The sequence below is a fragment of the Candidatus Eisenbacteria bacterium genome (assembly GCA_013140805.1).
Taxonomy (GTDB): Bacteria; Eisenbacteria; RBG-16-71-46; order RBG-16-71-46; family RBG-16-71-46; genus JABFRW01.
In genome coordinates, this window is record JABFRW010000208.1 from 1 (window position 1) to 18,556 (window position 18,556).

An 18,556-nucleotide genomic window follows, 5' to 3' on the forward strand; every position below is an offset into this window, starting at 1 on the left:
CCGCTGGCTTCTTCGCCTTCGGGGGCATGGGATCGTGTCCCTCCTCTTCTGGGCCGATGCGTCGCGCACTGCCTTCGAAGCCTAGCGCACGGAGGGCGTCGAGCCGGAACGGGCGGCATCCGCCCGCGGCCCGAACTCAGGCCGCTCGCTGGATCGGAGCGGCGCTGCGCTCGACCGCGGCCGCGCACTCGGTCGGCGAGATCAGCTGTCCCCAACCGGTGACCAGCACCACCGGAATTCCGGGTCGCACCCGCGCCGCATGCGAGACGACATCCCAGCCGGTCACGCCCGGCATCGAGAGGTCGGTGAACACCAGATCGATGTCCGAGCCCTCGAGCATCCGGAGCGCCGCCTGTCCCGAGGCGGCCGGCGTTGCCCGGTGTCCCTGTTGTTCCAGCATCTCGACCGTCAGGTTACGGAGCACGGGATCATCCTCCACCACCAGCACGTGTCGGGCAACGGAGGCCGCCCGCACTTCGGGCATCGCGGAGTGGGCAGATCCGCTCCCCGCCAACGGAAAGCGCAACGTGAACGTGGTGCCGGACCCCGGCGCGCTCTCGACCGCGATCTCTCCCCCGAGACGCTCGACGACTCCGAACACCAGCGAGAGTCCCAGTCCGGTACCGCGCGCTCCCTTGGTGGTGAAAAACGGATCGAACACCCGCTCGCGAACTTCGGCCGGCATGCCCTCGCCGTCGTCGGTGAGCCGCAGCACCGCGTGTCCGGCATCGATGCCGACCTCGAATGTGAGTCGCCCACCGCGCGGCATCGCGTCGAGCGCATTGATCACGAGGTTGAGGACCGACTCTCTCAGCTCCGCGGCCTGGGCGCGGATCTCGACCCCGTCCACGAGCTCCGTCCGCACCTCGTAGTGAACGCCTTCGGCTTTCGCACCCTCGAGCCATCGCGGGCGTGTCAGTTCGACGACGTCGCGCACCAGCGCCGCGAGTTCGACAACGGACTCCGCCCGCGCACCTGCGGGTCGGGAGCGCGCGAGGCTCTGGATGCGACCGACGATGCCGACGCTGTCACTGGCGATCTGGCTGATCGATTCGACGCGCGATCGCATCGACGGGAGATCCGCGGCGTGTCGCGCCAGCTGCGCGTGCCCGAGCATCAGGGTCAGCGCGTTGTTGAAATTGTGCGCGACGCCGGCTGCCAGCGTTCCGAGTGACTGGAGTCGCTGCGAGCGGACCATCTGTCGTTCGATGTGCTTCCACTCCTCGACGTCCTGGAGCACCGTCACCACGCCGAGCAGTTGCGCGCGTGCATCGTGAACCGGACCTGCGTTCACCAGTACCGCACGGGGGATCGCATCCGGATTGCACAGCGCGAACTCTTCGGGAACGCACACCTCGCCGGTCGCGAAGGTTCGCGCCATCGGAGAATCGTGACTCGCGCGGCGGTGCATTGCCTCGGCCGGAACGAGCAGGCGGCCGGCGAGATCCTGAAGCGTGGTCGGGGTCGCAGTCGCCGTGTTTCCGAGCATGGTCCGGGACATCGCGTTGTCGAGCGCCGCGGAGCCGTCGCGTCGGAACATGACCACGCCGACCGGCAGAGCGTCGAGGATGCCGCGCAGGCGCGCTCGCTCCTCCTCGACGTCGGCGCGTGCCTCCTCGAGAATCAGGATCAGGAGGCTCAGTGCGATCAGCGTGGCGAGCACCGACGCCAGCGTGTAGCCGATCGCAGTCGCCCACGCGAGATTACCGAACAGCGGGTAGTCGAACTCGTGGAGCCCGGCCAGTGCGAACAGGATCGCGATGACGAGTGAGCCGCGCGTCCGCCGCGTGCGCCGAAGGTGGAGGAAGCTCATTGCCGTAAAGAGATAGCTGCCGCCCAACAGCACGGCATTCGGAAGCTGAGCCCTCGAGAACTCGGTCGCGTACAGCGGCGCCAGCACGCCCCAGGTCAGGAACGGCAACGCGACCAGCACCACCGTGCGTGTCGGGATGCGACCGTGCACGAAGTCGAGGCAACCGCACACCATCAACGCAGCATTCGCGACGAGCAGCACCTGGTCGAGAGCCTGGACCACGTGCAACTCGGGCGCCGAGATCAGGACCCAACTGCACGCCAGGTGCGGAACCGCGGCGAGCCACGACAGCCCCCAGCACAGCGCGTAGCGGCGGCGCGTGTACGCAATCCAGACGTAGAGGAACGATCCGGACAGCACCAGGCAGGCGAGTGCGGTGAAGATCAGCGCGGGCTTGAGGAAGTCCAACGGCGTTAAGCGGCGGCCGCGACTTCGGTTGGAATCGAGAAGTAGAACGTGGCGCCGGCGTCGAGCTGTCCTTCGGCCCAGGTGCGACCGCCGTGGCGCTGGATGATGCGCTGCACGTTTGCGAGGCCGATTCCGGTGCCCTCGAACTCGTCGGCCGCGTGGAGTCGCTGGAACACGCCGAACAACTTGTCGGGGTATGCCATGTCGCCGCGCACCGTGGGCAGCGGATGAACACGCCACTCGACTCGCCGCCTGGCGGGTGCCGGGTTGACCTCGTCTACCAGCTCGTGCACCACGGCATCGAGCGACACCTCGCGCATGGTCATCGCGGTGCGGTTCATGAGCGAGAACTCGAGCAGACCCTCGATGAGCGACCCCATCTTGACTGCCGAGGTGGAGACCGCGTCGAGCAGGCGGCGCGAAGCCACGTCGAGCTGCGGACCAGCCATTTGCTGCAGCATTCCGGAGTATCCGCTGATGTGGCGGAGCGGCGTACGCAGGTCGTGGGAGATCGAATAGCTGAACGCTTCGAGCTGGTGATTTGTTTCACGCATCTGCTTCGCCTGCCGAGTCAGGTCCTCATTCAGCGCCTGCATCCGAAGTTCGGCCTGGCCGCGACGTTCGACCTCGGCCGCGAGCGTCGCGTTCAACTCGAGCAGTGCGGAGCGATTCGGAAAGGTGAGGATTCGCGGCACCAGCCGAACCAGGACGATGGCCGTGACCGCCGAGGCCAGCGCGGTGACGGCCTTGACCACGCCCGCCAGCCAGTACACCGGAACCCATAGCGTCCAGATCGACATCACGTGGGTGGCGCCGAACGCCACAATGAAAGCGCCGAACGAGAAGAACCTCCAGTCGAACGGCACGTCCTTCCGACGACGCACGATGTAGAGAAGGGTGACCGGAATGGTCGCGTACGAGAGCGCGATCACTGCGTCGGACAGGGTGTGCAGCCACACCATCGAGGGCAGCCACAGATAACAATGCCCGTGCGGCATGAACCCCTTGGAGGCGAACAGTGCCGTGACCAGGTTCAAGGTCATTCCCCGTCACACGATGCGCAGGCCATGCCGCGGCCGCCAGGCTGCGAATGCCGAGTATTGCAAGACCCGGTGAGGGGGACGGCGGGTCGCGTCACTCGGCCGGCGAGCCATTAGGAGACGGTGATCGAGCCCGCGGCCGGAGTGCTGAGAGTATCGGCCCGAGCCGTGCAAAACTTGCGTTCCGTTCGACTTCGGATCGACCTCAATCGCCGCAGATCGTGGCGCCGAAGCGTTTGAGGATTACGCCAATCGGCGTCACGATCGCCGAACCGTTGTTGCCGCCGCCGATGATCATGCCGACCGGCCGAGCGTGGTTTTCGGTCACGACGAGGGAGCCCGAATCTCCGAAGTCGCCAAACGCCTTGCTGGTCTTGAGCTGCCCGACCAGCAGCGCCTTGCCGGCCGGGAAGAAGATCTTCACCTGCACGTTGATCGCCTTGATCTTCGCGTGCGTCTCCCCCGTCGTGCGTCCGACCTTCATCACCTTGAGTCCGATCTCGGGCTCTTTCACGTTCGCGCGCGGTGCACCGTAGAACTCGGGCAGGGTCGAGCACGTGAAGTCGTCGCCCGCCAGCCGCGCAATCGCCGCGTCCATCACATTCGGAGTCTTGCCGTCGTAGACCACCGGTTCGAAGTCGGCCAGCGAGCCAATGACGTTCGCGGTCGGTGGTTCAGCGCACTCGGGGTCGCTGTCGGGACGGCTCGGCTGGACGATCGACTCGCCGATCGTCGCCTGGTTCTGTCGTGCGAACACGTGATTGGCGCTCAACGCGTAGCGCTTGCGGCCGACCTTGAGAACGCAGCCAAGCGTTCCAGGCAGGCACTCGTTCGCGTTGCCGCACGAGACCCCGATCGGCGTGGGGCGGTAGCGGCCGGTCAGTGCGAAGGCGTGATATCGCCCGGTGACCTCGGTGACGACGCGAACGCCACCAATCGAAGCCGGGATTCCGCTCACTCCGGCGGACTCGAGGTACACCTCGACGATCGGTTGCCCGAGTTCGTCGACCGCGGCACCGGTGCCCGCCACCCCTTCAATCGCGAGTAGATCAACGGAGGCCAGGTCCTGCGCCACCACGGCACGGGCCAGCTCGGGCGCTGCGATCGTGAACGCGGAGGCGGTGGGTGCGGTCGGCGCGGTCGCCTCGCGCGCACACGAGGCGACGCCAAAGGCGAGCGCGGCGATGAGCAATGCGGAGGGAACAAGTCCGAATCGGGCGCGGCGGTCCATGAAGTCTCCTGATTAGCGGGTTGGAGTCGTCCATTCGACGAGGTGGTGCGCGATGCGCGCGAGACTAGTCCGGCCAAGGGCGGACTGCTAGTCTCATCAACCTTCATTCAGCTTCGCACCCCGCGAACGGAGCCGCCCCCATGAAGCCTTGTTTCGTCCCGACCGCATCCGCCCTGTTGCTCGCCGCGACGTTGCTGACTCCCGGCCTCGCCGGCGCGGTGAACCTGGTTCCGAATCCCAGCTTCGAGACCATCGCGAGTTGCCCACTCGGATTCGGTTCGCTGTTCGTGGCCACCCCGTGGGACGCGCCGACCGCCGGAACCTCCGATGCGCTAAACGCCTGTGCCGTGTTCGGGCCGTTCGCTCCCGGCGTTCCATACAACGCGCTCGGCAATCAGGTCGCGAACACCGGCGTCGGCTACGCCGGGCTGATTCCCTACAGCGCGGCTCCCGACTATCGCGAGTACCTGCAGGCTCCTCTCAACTCGCCGCTGGTGGCGAGTGCGACCTACGCGGTGTCGTTCTACGTGTCGCTCGCCGACACCTGCAACGTGGCAGTGGATCGGCTGGGGGCGTACTTCCCGGTTGGCCCGGTCGGCCCGCTGGTGACGAACACCACACTGCTCGTGACACCGCAGTTCGAAACGCCGGCGAACACGTTCCTCAATGACAAGACGAACTGGATCCTCGTGAGCGGCACCTTCGTGGCCGCCGGAGGCGAGAGCCACATCGTGATCGGCAGTTTCCGGGACGACGCCAGCACCAACCTCGAGCCTCAGCCCGAGAACTGGCCGGGCGCCTACTACTACATCGATGACGTCACGGTGGAACTGATGCCCGCGGCCGTCGACCAGGCGTGCTGTTTGCCGGATGCGACCTGTACGCTGCTGACTCCCGGTGAGTGCACGCTGTCGGGCGGCACTCCGATGGGCGCTGAAACCGGATGCAACCCGAACCCATGCAGCCCGGTTCCGACCCGCAAGAGCAGCTGGGGCGCACTCAAGTCGATCTATCGGTAGGGGCTCATCCGGGAACCGGTTGCGCCCCAGTGGTGTACGGTGCATCCATGAGGTGGCACTCGAAGGCGGTGTTCGGTGTTCTGTGCTTGGCTCGGAGCCTCCGCTCTGAACCAGGCAGAGCCGAAGCCTACTCGGCGCCCTCGGACACGATTGGATGGTGGCTCGACGGCGGGGCCGCTCCCGCCGCCTTCGTGGGTCGTTCCGTTCAGGGCGGAGTCGAGCTGACTGCCCTGCGCGCGCTGCACTATCCGGACGGTCGACGGATCGACAAGCGAAGTGCCGTCCGGAGAACCCGCGCTCGCGATCACGACGAGTCTGCTGTTCGAAGGTCTCCTCAATGGAGTGCGTGTGAAGTCGGCTCGATCGGTCCCGTCGCAAGGATGCCGGCCCAGGTTCGATTCGCTGTATCGCTAGAGGTCTCTGGTCGGTCTCGAGCGAACCCCGGATGGTACGTGCTCCGCTAGGGCAACAACGCGATCCGCCGCACGAACACCTGTTCCCCGCCGACTCTCACTCGTGCGAGGTAGATTCCGGCGCGGCGTCGCCCACCCTCGGCTCCCTGACCGGACCACGCGAGCGTCCAGCGTCCGGCGCCGTAGCTGCGGTCTTCGCGCCACACCTCGCGTCCCTGAACGTCGTGGACCGAGAACTGGACCTGGGTTTCTCGCGGCAGCGAGAGATTCATGAGCGCGCGCCCGGTGGTCGGCGACGGATACGCGTTCGAGAGTGACACGTTGCCGGGCAGATCCGACCCTCTGGTTTCGCCTGAGTCCGACAGATCGGGCGCAGGTAACGCCTCGCTCGCCATCGCGAGGGCGCCGGCCGGAACGGTGCCGCCGCCATAGTTCTCGAAGCTCGCACTGGAGGCGCCTTCGAGCGTCAGGCCGATTCGACCTCCGAGGTTGTAGAACGGCCACGCCGTGATGGAACGCGAACCGAGCAGTGTCGCGTTCTTGTAGACGTTCACGGTTCCGTTCGCGAGCGCCCGTGCGCCGAAGCGATCGCCGGCGGCGAACGTGGTCGAGATGGAGGCGCCGCGGTTGGTCCAGCTGCCGTTCTGATAGGTCGACACCTGAACGCGACCCGGGTTCGCGTCGTAGCGCACTTCGATATGCCCGGAGGTATAGGAAGTTCCCTGCACCTTGAGCATGAGGTCCTGCTCGATCACCGATGAGCCAAGCGTGCTGAAGGTGTAGTAGGCCTCCTGATCGGCGCCGAACACCGCGCCGTTCCAGACTGCCGAAACGTAGCAGCAGTTCTGTGTCGCAGCATTGCCGGTTACGACGAAGCCGTTCACGTCACCGACCCACGTCGCGCCGACCGGGCCATTCGCGCGATCAAAGTTGTCGAGCACCGCGGTGGCCGGGAACCCGGGCGGACCGGTCGTCACTGTGATCGGAACCGTCGCCTGGGCGCTGCCGTTGCGACCGTCGGTGACTGTCAGCACCGCGGAGTAGCTGCCCGCGGCGTTGTAGGTCTTGCTCGGACTCGCGGCCGTCGAGGTCGTGCCGTCTCCGAATGCCCACGCGTAGCCGAGCGGATCGCCGTCGGGATCGCTCGAGCCGGCGCTCGAAAACGCGACCGTCAGGGGCGCAGAACCTGTGGTCGGCGTGCCGCTCGCCTGCGCGATCGGCGGCCGATTGGGCCCCGGTCCGATCGTGAGCGGAATGGTCTGCGCGTTGTTGGTCTCGATGGTTTCGAACGCCTTGGCCAGCGTGTCGACGGTGGCTCGCAGCGCGTAGGTCCCGGCCGCCAGCGAAGGCGTGACGATCGCGGTGACCTGAACGCTCGAAAGCGCCGGAACCAGCGTGTCGCGCTCCGCCAGCACCGTGTTGCCGGCGCGCACTCGCCAGCGCGTGATCGGAGCTGGCATGCGTCCCGTGTTGCTGATCCGGAAAGTCACGGTGAGCGGGCTCGCGGTCGTGGGAACAGCAGGTGCGACGGCGAGGAGTGATGGCGAGAGATCGACCTCGGGGTAGATGTTCACGCGGGCCGTATCAACGAGTCCGCCCGTGTCAGTGACGTGAAGCTGGAGTTGGGCGAACACGCCGGTGCCGTCGTCGTGGTCCTCGCCGACGTAGGTCGCGGTCGTCCCGTTGGCCTGGAACACCGCGGGGTGCACGTGAGTGTTGTGGTGGAGATTGACCTGCCAGTGCAGGTTGAGCGCCGCGACGGCGTCCTGCGCATCGGTGCCGTGACCGGTCATCGCAACGTTCTGGCCAGCGTAGAAGAACGAGTTGTTGGCCGGCGCTTCGATCACCGCAGTTGGTTTGGTGTTGATGTTCAAGTTGATGTTGCCGCCGCCGAAGTCATCGAGGCGCGACTGCGTGGCGCCATCCAGCGTCAGGCCAATGAAGCCACCCAGCGCGGCGTAGGCCCACCCGGTCACGCTGCGCGATCCCAGCATCGTCGCGTTCTTGTAGACCTCGACCGTTCCATTGGCATACGCGCGGGCGCCGAGGCGATCACCGGCCGCGAACGTGGTGGCGATCGGCGTGCCGCGATCGATCCAGCCGGCCGAGAGGTCGTAGGTCGCGACGTACACGCCACTGCGGCCGGCGTCGTAGCGGACTTCGATGTGTGCCGCGTTGTAATTGGCGGACTGCAGCTTGAGCTGCAGATCGTGTTCGGGCGCGCCGGCCGTCAACTGTGCGAGCGTGACGAAGGCTTCCTGGTCGGGGCCAAAGCTCTGTGCGGCCCAGATCGGTGTGCCGTAGATGCAGCAGGTCTGCGTCAATGCGTTCGAGTTGATGCTCAGGCTCGCATTGGCGTAGACGGGATCCACCCATGCGCTACCGATCGCGCCGTTCGCGCGATTGAAGTTGTCGAGTACGGCGGTGCTCGGGAAGCCGCTGCCGGTGCCGTTCACGACCACCACCACGGTGTCCCGGCCGAGACCGCCGCGCCCGTCGCTGACCGAAAGAATCGCGTTGAAAGTTCCCGCGCTCGAGTAGAGATGCGACGGACTCTGTGCGGTCGACGTGCCCGCGTCGCCGAATGTCCATGCATAGGTGAGCGGATCTCCGTCGGGATCGGTGCCGGAGCCGGTGAAGTTCACGGTCAGCGGAGCCGTGCCCGAGGTTGGTGCACCCAGCGCGTTCGCGACGGGAGGCCGATTGTTGTCGACGGCGCCGGTCCAGCGAATCCGTCGCACCTGCCCGGTGCCGACCGAGACGTAGAGGATGTCTCCGTTGGCCGGATCGGCCTCGAAGTCCACCGGGCTCTCCATTGCGGTGCCGAATGAAGCGACCGACAGGACGTTGTTGTTGCCGTCGACGGTCGCCACGCGCACCCAGCTCTGGCCGTAGTCACCGAAGAAGTACTGACCGCGATACTGCTGCGGGTACTGGCTCGCGGTGTAGAACGCACCGCCGATCGCGGTGTTCCCGCTCATCCCGGACGGAGTGCTGGGAAGTGCGGAGTCGTGCGGATACGCAATCGATGGGGCCGTCAACACCGGGCGTGACCCGAGCGTGTTACAACCGTCGTGCGCCGGGCTGAGATTCTGGTAGTTCCCGTTGACCAGCAGCCCCTCGTAGCACGGCCAGCCGAAATTGCGCTGGCTCACTGCGGCGATGTTCTGCTCTTCCCACGCGGTCCAACCGACTTCGCCGATGTAGAGCGTGCCCGGCGATCCCGCGTTCGGGTCGGTCGAGCCGGTACCCGGGCGCAGCGCGAATCGATAGGGATTCCGCAATCCGAAACACCACACCCGCGACTGATTCGAAGTCGGGTCGGACGCCTGATAGAACGGGTTGCTCGGAAGTCCCGAACCGTTGCGATCGATGCGCAGGATCTTGCCGGCGAGGCTGCCGATGAACTGCGCGCGGAAGGAGCCGATGTCTTCGTTCGGATCGGTCTTTGCGGCTCCGAACAGCCCTGCGTCCCGCCCACCCTGATCCGCAGGATTGGTGAATTGAGCGCCGTCGCCCGCCGAGATCAGCAGCGTGCCGTCGCGGGCCATCCGAACGGTTCCGATCGTGTGCGAGGGCGAGCCGCTCGGAATGCCGTGCCGCCAGTCGTGCCCGATCAACACCGTTCGCGTGGTGTAGTCGACCACGTTCGGATTGCTGGTGCTCGCCTGGTAGCGCGTCAGGCGACCGAACGCGTCATCGTTGTCGTCCGTGCCGTTCGAGTCGGGATCGACCGTGTAGAGGAAGTACACGTAGCGATTGGTCGCGAAGCTCGAGTCGACCGCCACGCTCAGCAGTCCGCGATCACCATTGTCGAGCACCTCGCTCTCGCGGGTGAAGAATGGCGTCGCCAACTTCACGCCGTTTTGCACCACCCAGACCGTTCCGCGCTTTTCGACCACCAGCCATCGCCCGCCGGGCAGAAACGTCACCTGCACCGGCGTGTTGAAGGTCACCCCGGCGATCGCGTTCTCGACCACGAACTGCGAGGGGACCGTCAATGCATCGGCGACCCGCGGAAAAACGGCGCCGACGAGCAGCGCAAGACCCGTCATGAACGCGAGCGTGAGGGCCTGGCCCAGGCGCGACGAGGGAAACGAAGTGGGCACGGCAATGCCTCCGGTGGATGAGGCCATCGCCAGAAGTCCGTCGCCGGCGCGGCACGATCGTGGGTTGGAAATGAGCGCGCACAATCTTACGATCCGCCGAGGTCGATGAGAAGTACGCAAATCGGGGCATCGCCGCAGGCGTGATTTCAGCGCGCGCGCGTGGCCCCAGTGCCTTCGGCGCTCAAGAATTGCGCTCGAATCAACGCTTCGACCTCGCCCAGGCGGGCTTCGAGGGCGGTGCGCCGCCGCCGGTCCGTCGAGCCGCCACGCGGCTCGGTGGCGAGCAGTTCGGCGCAGCGCTCCTTGAGAGGCAGCTGGGGATGCGAGTCGCCGAGTGACTCCAGCAATCGATGCACTGCCCCGATGCGCCGTCGCGCCTCGGTGATGTGGACCAGGGCGCTTTCGACTGACACCCTCCCACGCCGTGTGCGCTGCAGGAGTCCGCACTCGAACGTTCGACAACACGCCGGCCGGTGGGCGTAGACGCTGCAGCGCGTGCCCTTCAGCGCCGCACACGGCAGCAGCATCAGTTCACTCTCCGCGTCGTCGTCCTCGATACGGAGTCCGAGTCCTTCGAGTCGCTCGGCCTCGCGTGGCCCCGTCAACTCGACATCCGCGAACAGTGATCCGTCGCAGCACAGGCCGCAGCGCGTGCACAGGGCGTCGGTGAGACTCGGTTTCATGGCGTCACCATGACGGATTACGTCACACGAAGAAAGCGGTAGTCTGCGCACCGATTCACGGCCCGATCGCCGCTGTCCGAACCGAGAACCGGGAGAATCCGATGGCATACGTCGATGGCGACATCCTGCCGCTGCGGACGAAGGACGTCGACGCGAGCATCCACGAGCCGGGATGGAGCTAGGCCTCTCTAGCTTCGCGGAGATTGCTCCGGGCTCGAACAACGCGGGACAGCGGCTTCGCGAACTGCTCGAGGAGATCGAGGTCGCGGATCAGCACGAACGCGACGCATCCGGCTCACCAGCGCCGTAACGGTGTTGAGTTCCGACGATCCGGTGCGGGTGTTCCAGGAGTTCGCGACCCTCGACCAGATTTCGAACGGCCGCGCCGAGATCATGGCGGGGCGAGGTTCGTTCATCGAGTCGTTTCCGTTGTTCGGCTGCGCGTTCGAGGACTACGACGAGCTGTTTCGCGAAAAGCTCGAGCTGTTGCTGGCCCTGCGCGCGAACGAGCGCGTGACCTGAGTCGCTGGTGCGTGCGGGAACGCTCGGCTTGCCGGTGGCGCTCGCCATCATCGGCGGCGGACGCGTGGTTCGGACCCTACGCCGAAGTGATGACTCGTATCGGTCGCGAGCGAGGCTGGCCGCCGACCGATCGACACCAGTACGACGCGCAACGTGGGCCGGGTGGAGCGCTGCTGGTGGGCAGCGCCGCCGAGGTCACCGACAAGATCCTGTTCGAACACGAGGCATTCGGCAACGACCGATTCCTACTTCAGCTCACGGTTGGCCCGATGCCGCACCCACAGGTGCTGCACGCGATCGAGCTGTTCGGAACGCAAGTGGCGCCCGCGGTACGAAAGGCGCTCGGTTGAGCGCGTCGTGACGCGCCGCATTTCGGATCGCGTTGGACTCGCTCAGCGGCTCACGCGGTCTCGCATTGCGAGCCGCCTCGCGACCGCAGCGCCCGAGTGCAGCGCACCTTCCATGTATCCGACGAACTGGTAGCACGCGTGTTCGCCCGCGATGTGAAGATGGCCGCCGAGGTGCGCGGATGCGAGCAACGGCCCGACGGTCGTGACCTGACCCGGCGCCGGAAACGAATAGCTCGCGCGGGTCCATGGATCCTTCGGCCAGTCCATGTACCGGGTCTTGACCAGATTCGCGCCGAAGCCGGGATACAGCCGCTCGTACTCGGAGGCGAAGGCCCGATCGCGGTCCTCCGGCGGCAGCTTCTCGGCGCGACCGACCACGGGCCCGCCCGAGAACGCCGTCAGACACGCACCATCGTTCGAACGATCGACGGCTCCCTGACCGTCGGTGGCATCCCAGGTCTGCTGGATGAGCCCGTTCGACAGGCCATACTGGCTGCGAGGTGGACTGCCCTTCTTCCAGAATCGCTGCTTCACGTGCGCGAGGTACTTGGTATTGGTACCCATCTGCGGACGCATCGCGGTGGGCAGCGAGGGCCGGAACTCGATCGTCTTCCAGGTGCTGGGCGGGGTTGCCAGTACGACGTCGTCACACTCGAGACGCTGGCCGTCCCGGGTGGTGACTTCCAGTCGTCCATTCTCACGCCGCACCGACTCGACCGGCGCACTGAGTCGCACCCGTTCGGTTCCAATCCGGGTCGCGAGTGCGTGGGCGAGCCGATCATTCCCGCCGCGACAGCGGTAGACCTCGCTGTGCGTCCAAAACGTTTCGAGCCCCCCTCCCTTGATGGCGGTGAGCTGCCCGAGCAGCGATTGCCATTCCGCGGCCTGACCGTTGTCGGATACCTGATTGATCAGCATCGCCTGCTTGACGTGCTCCGGTAGGGACAGCCCGTGGATCCAGGTCGCCGTGGAAGTACGATCGAGACGCGGTGCGTCGGGAGTCATCCAGGGTGCGTCGGCGATCACGCCGCTCGCGAGCGCGTTCATGCGTCGCAGCCCGTCCTCCATGTGACCCCACAGTTCGAGGCTCTCGTCGAAGGGGAGCAGTCGGCCGTCGATCACGATCGGCAGCACCGCGGGGTCCTCGTTCTTCGTCATGTCGAGCAGGTCGAACTTGAATGCTTTTGCGTAGCTCATCCACGCCGGATGGTTTGAACCGATCAACTCCCCACCGCCCTCGATGTTGCGGCCGCGCAAGAATGCATTGCGATTCGCAGCGTTGAATGACAAGACGCGTCCGCCGACACGATCGCGGGCCTCGAGCACCACGACGTCGTAGCCCACCGCGCGAAGCTCGAAGGCGCACGCGAGTCCGCCGAAGCCGGCGCCGATCACGACGACTCGCTTGCGACTGTCGCGCCCGGGTCGCTCGACCTTCGTTCCGGCCGACGACAGCAGCAGGCCGGCGCCAGCGGCAAGCGTGAGTTGGAGAAACTTACGACGGTCCAGCGCCGAGGCGCGCGGGCCGTGGCGCGCGGCGAGCTGCGCGATCAACGAACGAGCCACGCGGCTCCCGTCAGCGCGCGGCGGCGCGCGTGCGATCGAGCACCGCGAGCGAACGTGCGCACACGTTCTCGGCCGTGAAGCCATACTCGCGCATGAGCTGCGGCGCCGGCGCCGAGGCGCCGAAGCGATCCACGCCCAGTACGTCGCCGAGATCTCCGACGTAGCGATGCCAGCCCTGCGAGATGCCGGTTTCGACGGACAGCCGCGCGCGCACGCGGGCGGGCAGCACCGACTCCCGATACTGCGTTGTCTGCGCTTCGAAAAGCTCCCAGCTCGGCATCGAAACGAGTCGGACGGCGACGCCCTTGGCGTGCAGCAGCTCACGCGCGGCAACGATCAAACCAACCTCGGAGCCGGTCGCGATCAGAATCAGCTCGGGCTCGCCCCGAGCCGCATCCTCGAGAACATACGCACCGCGGCGCAGGCCGTCGGCGTCGGCGAAGCGGGTTCGATCGAGCGTCGGAACGTTTTGACGAGACAGCACCAGCGCGACCGGTCGATCCTTGGACTCCATCGCCACGCGCCACGCGACCGCGGTTTCGTTCGCGTCTCCGGGACGGATCACGACCAGGTGCGGAATCGCGCGCAATGCCGCCAGGTGTTCGATGGGCTGGTGAGTCGGGCCGTCCTCGCCCATCGCGAGACTGTCGTGTGTGAAAACGTAGAGCGTGTGCAGTTCCATCAGCGCTGCAAGTCGAATCGCGGGTCGCATGTAGTCGGAGAACGTCAGGAAGGTCGCGCCGAACGGCAGCGTTCCTCCGTGGGCGGCCATTCCGTTCTGAATCGAGCCCATGGCGTGCTCGCGCACTCCGAACTGCAGATTCCGCCCGGCGTAGCTCCAGCCTCCACCCGCCGCGCCCTGCAGGTCGCCGACCGCCGTCGAAGCGTGTTCGAAGTTGCCCTGGTCGGTGAGTTCGGTGTGCGTGGAAGGATTCAGGTCTGCGGACCCGCCCATGAGCGCAGGCACTCGAGACGCCAGGGCGACCAGTACCTTTCCGGATGCCACTCGCGTCGCCATGCCCTTGGGGTCTGCCGCGAACTGCGGAATCCCGCCATCCCATCCGGCTGGCAATTCGCCCCGCATGCGAAGTCGGAGCTCGGCCGCGAGATCCGGGTGCTCCTTTGAGTAGCGCTCGAAGCGCTGGTTCCATTCCGACTGCTGCTTCTGGCCGCGCTCGATCGCACTTCGGCCGTGCCGTTGCACGTCCGGCGGCACCAGGAACGCCGGTTCAAGCGGCCACCCCAGCCGTTCCTTGGTCAGCCTGACTTCATCGACGCCCAGTGGCGAACCGTGAGCAGCGTAAGTGTCCTGCTTGTTCGGCGAGCCGAAGCCCAGGTGCGTGCGTACGAGGATCAACGTGGGCCGATCGCTTTCGGCGCGCGCCGCTTGAAGTGCTCGATCCAATGCGATGAGGTCATTGCCATCGTCGACCGTCAGTGTGTGCCAGCCGTACGACTGAAAACGCTGTGCACGATCCTCGGTGAAAGCGAGCTGCGTCGACGCCGCGAGCGTGACGTAGTTGTTGTCGTAGAGGTAGATGAGCTTGCCGAGCTTCAGATGACCTGCGAGCGAAGCCGCCTCGGCCGCGACGCCCTCCATGAGATCTCCATCGCTCACCAGTCCGTAAGTAAAGTGGTCGATGACTTCGTGACCCGGCCGGTTGTACCTGGCGGCGAGGTGGGCCTCGGCGATCGCCATGCCGACGCCGGTCGCAAATCCAGCTCCGAGCGGGCCGGTCGTGGTCTCGACTCCCGCAGTGATGCCTCGTTCGGGATGTCCCGGAGTGCGACTCCCCCACTGCCGAAACTGCTGCAGCTGTTCGATTGGCAGGTCGTAGCCGGTCAGGTGCAGCAAGCTGTAAAGGAGCGCGGAACCGTGACCGGCCGAAAGCACGAAGCGATCGCGATCGAACCACTGAGGATCGGTCGGGTTGTGTCGCAGGAAGCGCGACCACAGCACCCAGGCCATCGGCGCTGCGCCCAACGGAAGTCCCGGATGCCCGCTGTCGGCCTTCTGTACGGCATCGATCGAGAGGAATCGAAGCGTCTGGATGGAACTCTGATCGAGTTGCTCGAGTGTCGAAGTCACCGTTCCGATCGAATGCATGCGTCGTGTCTCCCCTGTGGCCGAGGCCGTCCCTGGGCAATGCGCCGCCACGGATTCGCGGATGCGCAGCAGGGTGGGCTCAACCGACGGCGAGCGCAACCCGGCGGCGGTCGGGTGCAATTCCCGCGCTGGTGAAGAAACCAGTTGACGACATTTGTCGCTACCGATCACAGTGTGCGTGACGACAGTTGTCGCTACCGGAGAACGCCATGAAAGCCAAATTGCCGACTGCCTCTCAGGAACTTCAGTTTCTTCGCTTCGTCGCCCGCCATGGTCCGCTCACGGTCGGACGCATGACTGAGGAACTGGGCGCCGAATTGGGCCTCTCCCGCTCGACGGTGCTGACCGTGCTCGAGCGCCTGCGAAGCAAGGGCCACGTGCGGCGGAGACGCAAGGACGGTGTGTTCGTCTACGCCTCGAGCCTGCCACTCGACCGGCTCATGCACGCGGCGGTCGGGCAGTTCGTCGAGCGATCGCTCGGTGGTTCGGTGTTGCCATTTGCGGCGTGGCTCTCGGAGCGTGTTGCGGTAACCGAGGAGGAACTGGCCGAACTGCGTCACATCGTGGCGCGACTCAAGTCCAGCAAGGAGACGTCATGAGCCCGGGCCATCTCTTCACCGCAATGTTGCGCGCCTCGATCGAGGGCGGGGCACTTCTGATCCTGCTCTGGATCGTGGTGCGATTCTGGCCCTCTGTGCCGGCGACGACGCGCCGCGTGTGGTGGTGGTGCGGTGCGCTGCGCATGATCCTCGGCCTGCTCCCGATGCCGAGGTTCACGATTGCTCCGCTACCCGCGTTCGACCCACTCCCGGACTACCTTCCGGTTGCACTCACCACGCTGTCCGGCCGCTCGCTCGGTTCGGTTGCGATTCCCAGCCGCCTACCGGTGGCCATCTCGTCGTTCGAGCTGCTGGCGGTGGTGTTTCTGACTCTGTGGCTGGCTGGCGTCGTACTCGGCATCGTTCGCATGTCGCGCCGCATGCTCGCGCTGCGACGGGTGTGGAACGCCGCGCGGCCCGCGAGCGACCCGCGCATCACGGCGTGGCGAACCGAGTGGGCACTGGTGCTGGGTCACGGTGGAGTGCCCGAGATTCGTGAGAGCGGCGCCATCGAGACACCCCTGGCGTTTGGTGGACTCCGCTCCGGCGTGTTGCTGCCGATCGGATGCGAGCGGCTTCCGGACGACACATTGCGCCTCGTGATCGCGCACGAGCTGAGCCATGTGAGGCGTCGCGATCCGCTGCTGGCCTGGGTGCCGGCGCTGGCGGAGCAGCTGTTCTGGTTCCACCCGCTGGTGCGCTTCGCGGGTCGCGAGTACCTCGCTGCGCGCGAAGAAGTGTGCGACGCGGACGCGCTCCGGGCGACCGGCGCCTCACCGCAGAACTATGGCGCGCTGCTGCTCGAGTTCGGCACGGGCCGCGCCTGGAGCATCCCCGGCACCGCATCGTGCGGTTCCCTCGACGGTCGTCATCTCAAGCGGAGGCTCGGAATGTTGTCGAATCGCCTCACCGCCACGCGCGCGCAGCGCGCCGGCATTGCAATCCTGACGCTGGTGCTGATCGGACTCGGTTTTGCGCCGGTGCGGTTCGTCCAGGCTCGCGAAGCACGCTTCTCGGGAACGATCGAGAATGCGAGCAGGCGCTCCCCGATCGCCTTCATGATCAAGACGCGTGGTGAGAAGGGGACTCGCGGCTCGGTCGACGAGTACGACCTCGTGAGCGCCCGCCGGCTCGAGCGCATCGACGTCACGACCGTCTACTTCCGACTCGGCGATCGCGCCTGGACGTCCTCCGACGATCGCACCCTGGCCGAGGTGCGAAGCGCGCTCGAGCCCGAGGATCGCCTCGATGCTCGCGAGTCGGTGGTCGAGCAGAGGCGCGCGGTACTGGAGGCTGAACAGCAGAAGCTCGAGCTCAAACGCGAGGCGCTCGAGTTGCGCCGCACCGCTCTCGAGGAGCGCAGGGCTGCGCTCGAGGAGCGGCTCGAACGCGCACGCGAGGAGGGCGGCTCAACGCGGGAGCTGCGAGCGCAGGCGCTCGACCTCGGGGATGAGCGGGAAGTACTCGACCGCGCGAGAGCCGAGCTGTCGGAGGCTCGCGAACAACTGTCGAGTCGCTTGAAGGCGCACTACCAGGCCGACAAGTCGCGGTACGCGGAGCGCGATGCACTGCATGAGCGAGTGCTCGAGGAGGTCGCGCGGATCGCCCGCGCAGCGGTGGCGGATGGCCGAGCCGAGCCGTTCGTTCCCTAGGCGAGGCGGTCGAGCATCCCCTGCACGTAGCTCAACTCGTCTCGATTCACGGAGTGCCCGAATTCTGAATACAGCCGCGACTCCACCTCGCCACCGATGCGCCGAAGCTCGATGGCCGAGGCTTCGACCCGCTCGCGCGGGATGTGAGGGTCGTGATCGCTGCAGCCGAGGAACACGGGTGCTCCGTCGAGCGAACCGGTGAACGCCCAGTCGCGTCCGGGTGGCCCGATGAGCCCCTCCGACAATCCGACGACCCCGCCCCACTTGCACGCGTTTCGTCCCGCGAACTCGAGGGCCAGACACCCGCCCTGCGAGAAACCGAGCAGCAGCTGGCGCTCGCGCGGTACTCCGCGGCTCGACACCTCGTCGGACAGAGCACCGATCAACTCGAGGCCCGAGTCGAGGTGCGGCTGATTGGCCTCGAGCGGCGCGAGGAATGAGTGCGGATACCATGCGAAATCCGCCGCCTGCGGCGCGAGGAAGCTCACCTGTTCCGCACGCCATTCATTGCGCAGCGGAAGCAGATCGTCCGCGGTTGCGCCGCGTCCGTGAATCAGCACGACCGCAATGCGCGCCGCCTCGATCGGGACCCCGGCCGTCAGCACCGCCTGGCCGGAGTGCGGACCCGTAACGGCGCGTGACCATTCGAGTCGGTCGAAGCGCTCGCTCACGAGCTTGCGATCGGCGGCAGGCGCAACGGCGGAAGCGCGGCTTCGATGCGTGCGCGTCGGGTCTCGAGCCACGCCGGGAGGCGAAGCGAGGCGCCGAGGCGATCGGCGGCTTCGTCGGTCGCGAACCCGGGGGCATCGGTCGCCAGTTCGAACAACACGCCACCCGGCTCGCGAAAATAGATCGAGTGAAAGTATTGGCGATCCATCACCGGGGTGACGTCGAGGCCCGCGTGGGTGAGGCGTTCCCGCCACGCGAGCTGTTCCGCGTCATCGGCACAACGAAAGGCGATGTGATGAACGCGGCCGACCGCGATCCGACCGGCGCGCAGCTCGGGGGCGCAGCTGACGTCGACGACCGCGCCCGGTGTCGCGG

The 18,556-nt window shown here is 66.4% G+C and carries 12 protein-coding genes and 3 pseudogenes; 4 read left to right on the plus strand and 11 right to left on the minus strand.

Translation table 11 applies throughout. From position 1 onward, the window contains the following. Positions 1–136: 136 nt before the first annotated feature. The 3 genes from HOP12_15945 to HOP12_15955 all read right to left on the minus strand — a co-directional run bounded on the left by HOP12_15945 (position 137) and on the right by HOP12_15955 (position 4,492). Positions 137–2,221, minus strand: a complete 2,085-nt coding sequence (locus HOP12_15945; protein NOT35637.1) for a response regulator — start codon at positions 2,219–2,221, stop codon at positions 137–139. Between the two features lie 5 nt (positions 2,222–2,226). Beyond that, positions 2,227–3,264: a two-component sensor histidine kinase gene (locus tag HOP12_15950; protein NOT35638.1), complete on the minus strand. Its 1,038-nt coding sequence runs from the start codon at positions 3,262–3,264 to the stop codon at positions 2,227–2,229. A 202-nt stretch (positions 3,265–3,466) separates the two neighbouring features. After that, positions 3,467–4,492 carry a hypothetical protein gene (locus tag HOP12_15955; protein ID NOT35639.1) on the minus strand — a complete coding sequence of 342 codons (1,026 nt, stop codon included), beginning with the start codon at positions 4,490–4,492 and terminating at the stop codon, positions 3,467–3,469. Between the two features lie 140 nt (positions 4,493–4,632). Between HOP12_15955 and HOP12_15960 the strand changes: the two genes are divergently transcribed. Beyond that, positions 4,633–5,511, plus strand: coding sequence for a hypothetical protein (locus HOP12_15960; protein NOT35640.1), 879 nt, complete (start codon positions 4,633–4,635; stop codon positions 5,509–5,511). 460 nt (positions 5,512–5,971) lie between these two features. On the opposite strand, the gene HOP12_15965 is transcribed toward HOP12_15960, so the two are convergent. The 4 genes and pseudogenes from HOP12_15965 to HOP12_15980 form a co-directional block, all read right to left on the minus strand. Continuing rightward, a complete protein-coding gene (locus HOP12_15965; GenBank protein NOT35641.1) occupies positions 5,972–7,282 on the minus strand; it encodes a PKD domain-containing protein in 1,311 nt (436 codons plus the stop codon). 1,137 nt (positions 7,283–8,419) lie between these two features. Beyond that, positions 8,420–8,740, minus strand: a pseudogene (locus HOP12_15970) (PKD domain-containing protein). 12 nt (positions 8,741–8,752) lie between these two features. Continuing rightward, positions 8,753–10,060, minus strand: a pseudogene (locus tag HOP12_15975) (hypothetical protein). 119 nt (positions 10,061–10,179) lie between these two features. Then, positions 10,180–10,716 carry a YkgJ family cysteine cluster protein gene (locus tag HOP12_15980; protein NOT35642.1) on the minus strand — a complete coding sequence of 179 codons (537 nt, stop codon included), beginning with the start codon at positions 10,714–10,716 and terminating at the stop codon, positions 10,180–10,182. Between the two features lie 172 nt (positions 10,717–10,888). Here HOP12_15980 and HOP12_15985 point away from each other — a divergent pair. After that, positions 10,889–11,588: pseudogene (locus tag HOP12_15985) on the plus strand (LLM class flavin-dependent oxidoreductase). Positions 11,589–11,630: 42 nt separating this feature from the next. On the opposite strand, the gene HOP12_15990 reads toward HOP12_15985, so the two are convergent. Beyond that, entirely contained in the window at positions 11,631–13,154 is a 1,524-nt protein-coding gene (locus tag HOP12_15990) for an FAD-dependent oxidoreductase (GenBank protein NOT35643.1), read from the minus strand. Positions 13,155–13,164: 10 nt separating this feature from the next. Further along, positions 13,165–15,261 carry a transketolase gene (gene tkt / locus HOP12_15995; GenBank protein ID NOT35644.1) on the minus strand — a complete coding sequence of 699 codons (2,097 nt, stop codon included), beginning with the start codon at positions 15,259–15,261 and terminating at the stop codon, positions 13,165–13,167. Positions 15,262–15,470: 209 nt separating this feature from the next. Here tkt and HOP12_16000 point away from each other — a divergent pair, with 209 nt between their 5' ends. Both HOP12_16000 and HOP12_16005 read left to right on the plus strand, forming a co-directional pair. After that, positions 15,471–15,860: a MarR family transcriptional regulator gene (locus HOP12_16000; GenBank protein ID NOT35645.1), complete on the plus strand. Its 390-nt coding sequence runs from the start codon at positions 15,471–15,473 to the stop codon at positions 15,858–15,860. Then, positions 15,857–17,512 (plus strand): M56 family metallopeptidase, encoded by a 1,656-nt coding sequence (locus HOP12_16005; protein ID NOT35646.1) that lies wholly within the window; start codon positions 15,857–15,859, stop codon positions 17,510–17,512. The genes HOP12_16000 and HOP12_16005 overlap by 4 nt, the downstream gene beginning before the upstream one ends. Here HOP12_16005 and HOP12_16010 read toward each other — a convergent pair. Continuing rightward, entirely contained in the window at positions 17,509–18,183 is a 675-nt protein-coding gene (locus tag HOP12_16010) for a phospholipase (protein NOT35647.1), read from the minus strand. The two genes, HOP12_16005 and HOP12_16010, sit on opposite strands and share 4 nt — an antisense overlap. Continuing rightward, the coding region (locus tag HOP12_16015) for a ring-cleaving dioxygenase (protein ID NOT35648.1) at positions 18,180–18,556 on the minus strand (377 nt) is incomplete at its 5' end. The genes HOP12_16015 and HOP12_16010, both read right to left, overlap by 4 nt.

What these genes read in the sequence shown, in the direction of transcription:
- HOP12_15960 (NOT35640.1), top strand. Translation starts at nt 4,633, where the DNA reads ATGAAGCCTTGTTTCGTCCCGACCGCATCCGCCCTGTTGCTCGCCGCG.
- HOP12_15950 (NOT35638.1), bottom strand. Translation starts at nt 3,264, where the DNA reads ATGACCTTGAACCTGGTCACGGCACTGTTCGCCTCCAAGGGGTTCATG.
- tkt (NOT35644.1), bottom strand. Translation starts at nt 15,261, where the DNA reads ATGCATTCGATCGGAACGGTGACTTCGACACTCGAGCAACTCGATCAG.
- HOP12_15980 (NOT35642.1), bottom strand. Translation starts at nt 10,716, where the DNA reads ATGAAACCGAGTCTCACCGACGCCCTGTGCACGCGCTGCGGCCTGTGC.
- HOP12_16000 (NOT35645.1), top strand. Translation starts at nt 15,471, where the DNA reads ATGAAAGCCAAATTGCCGACTGCCTCTCAGGAACTTCAGTTTCTTCGC.
- HOP12_15955 (NOT35639.1), bottom strand. Translation starts at nt 4,492, where the DNA reads ATGGACCGCCGCGCCCGATTCGGACTTGTTCCCTCCGCATTGCTCATC.
- HOP12_16005 (NOT35646.1), top strand. Translation starts at nt 15,857, where the DNA reads ATGAGCCCGGGCCATCTCTTCACCGCAATGTTGCGCGCCTCGATCGAG.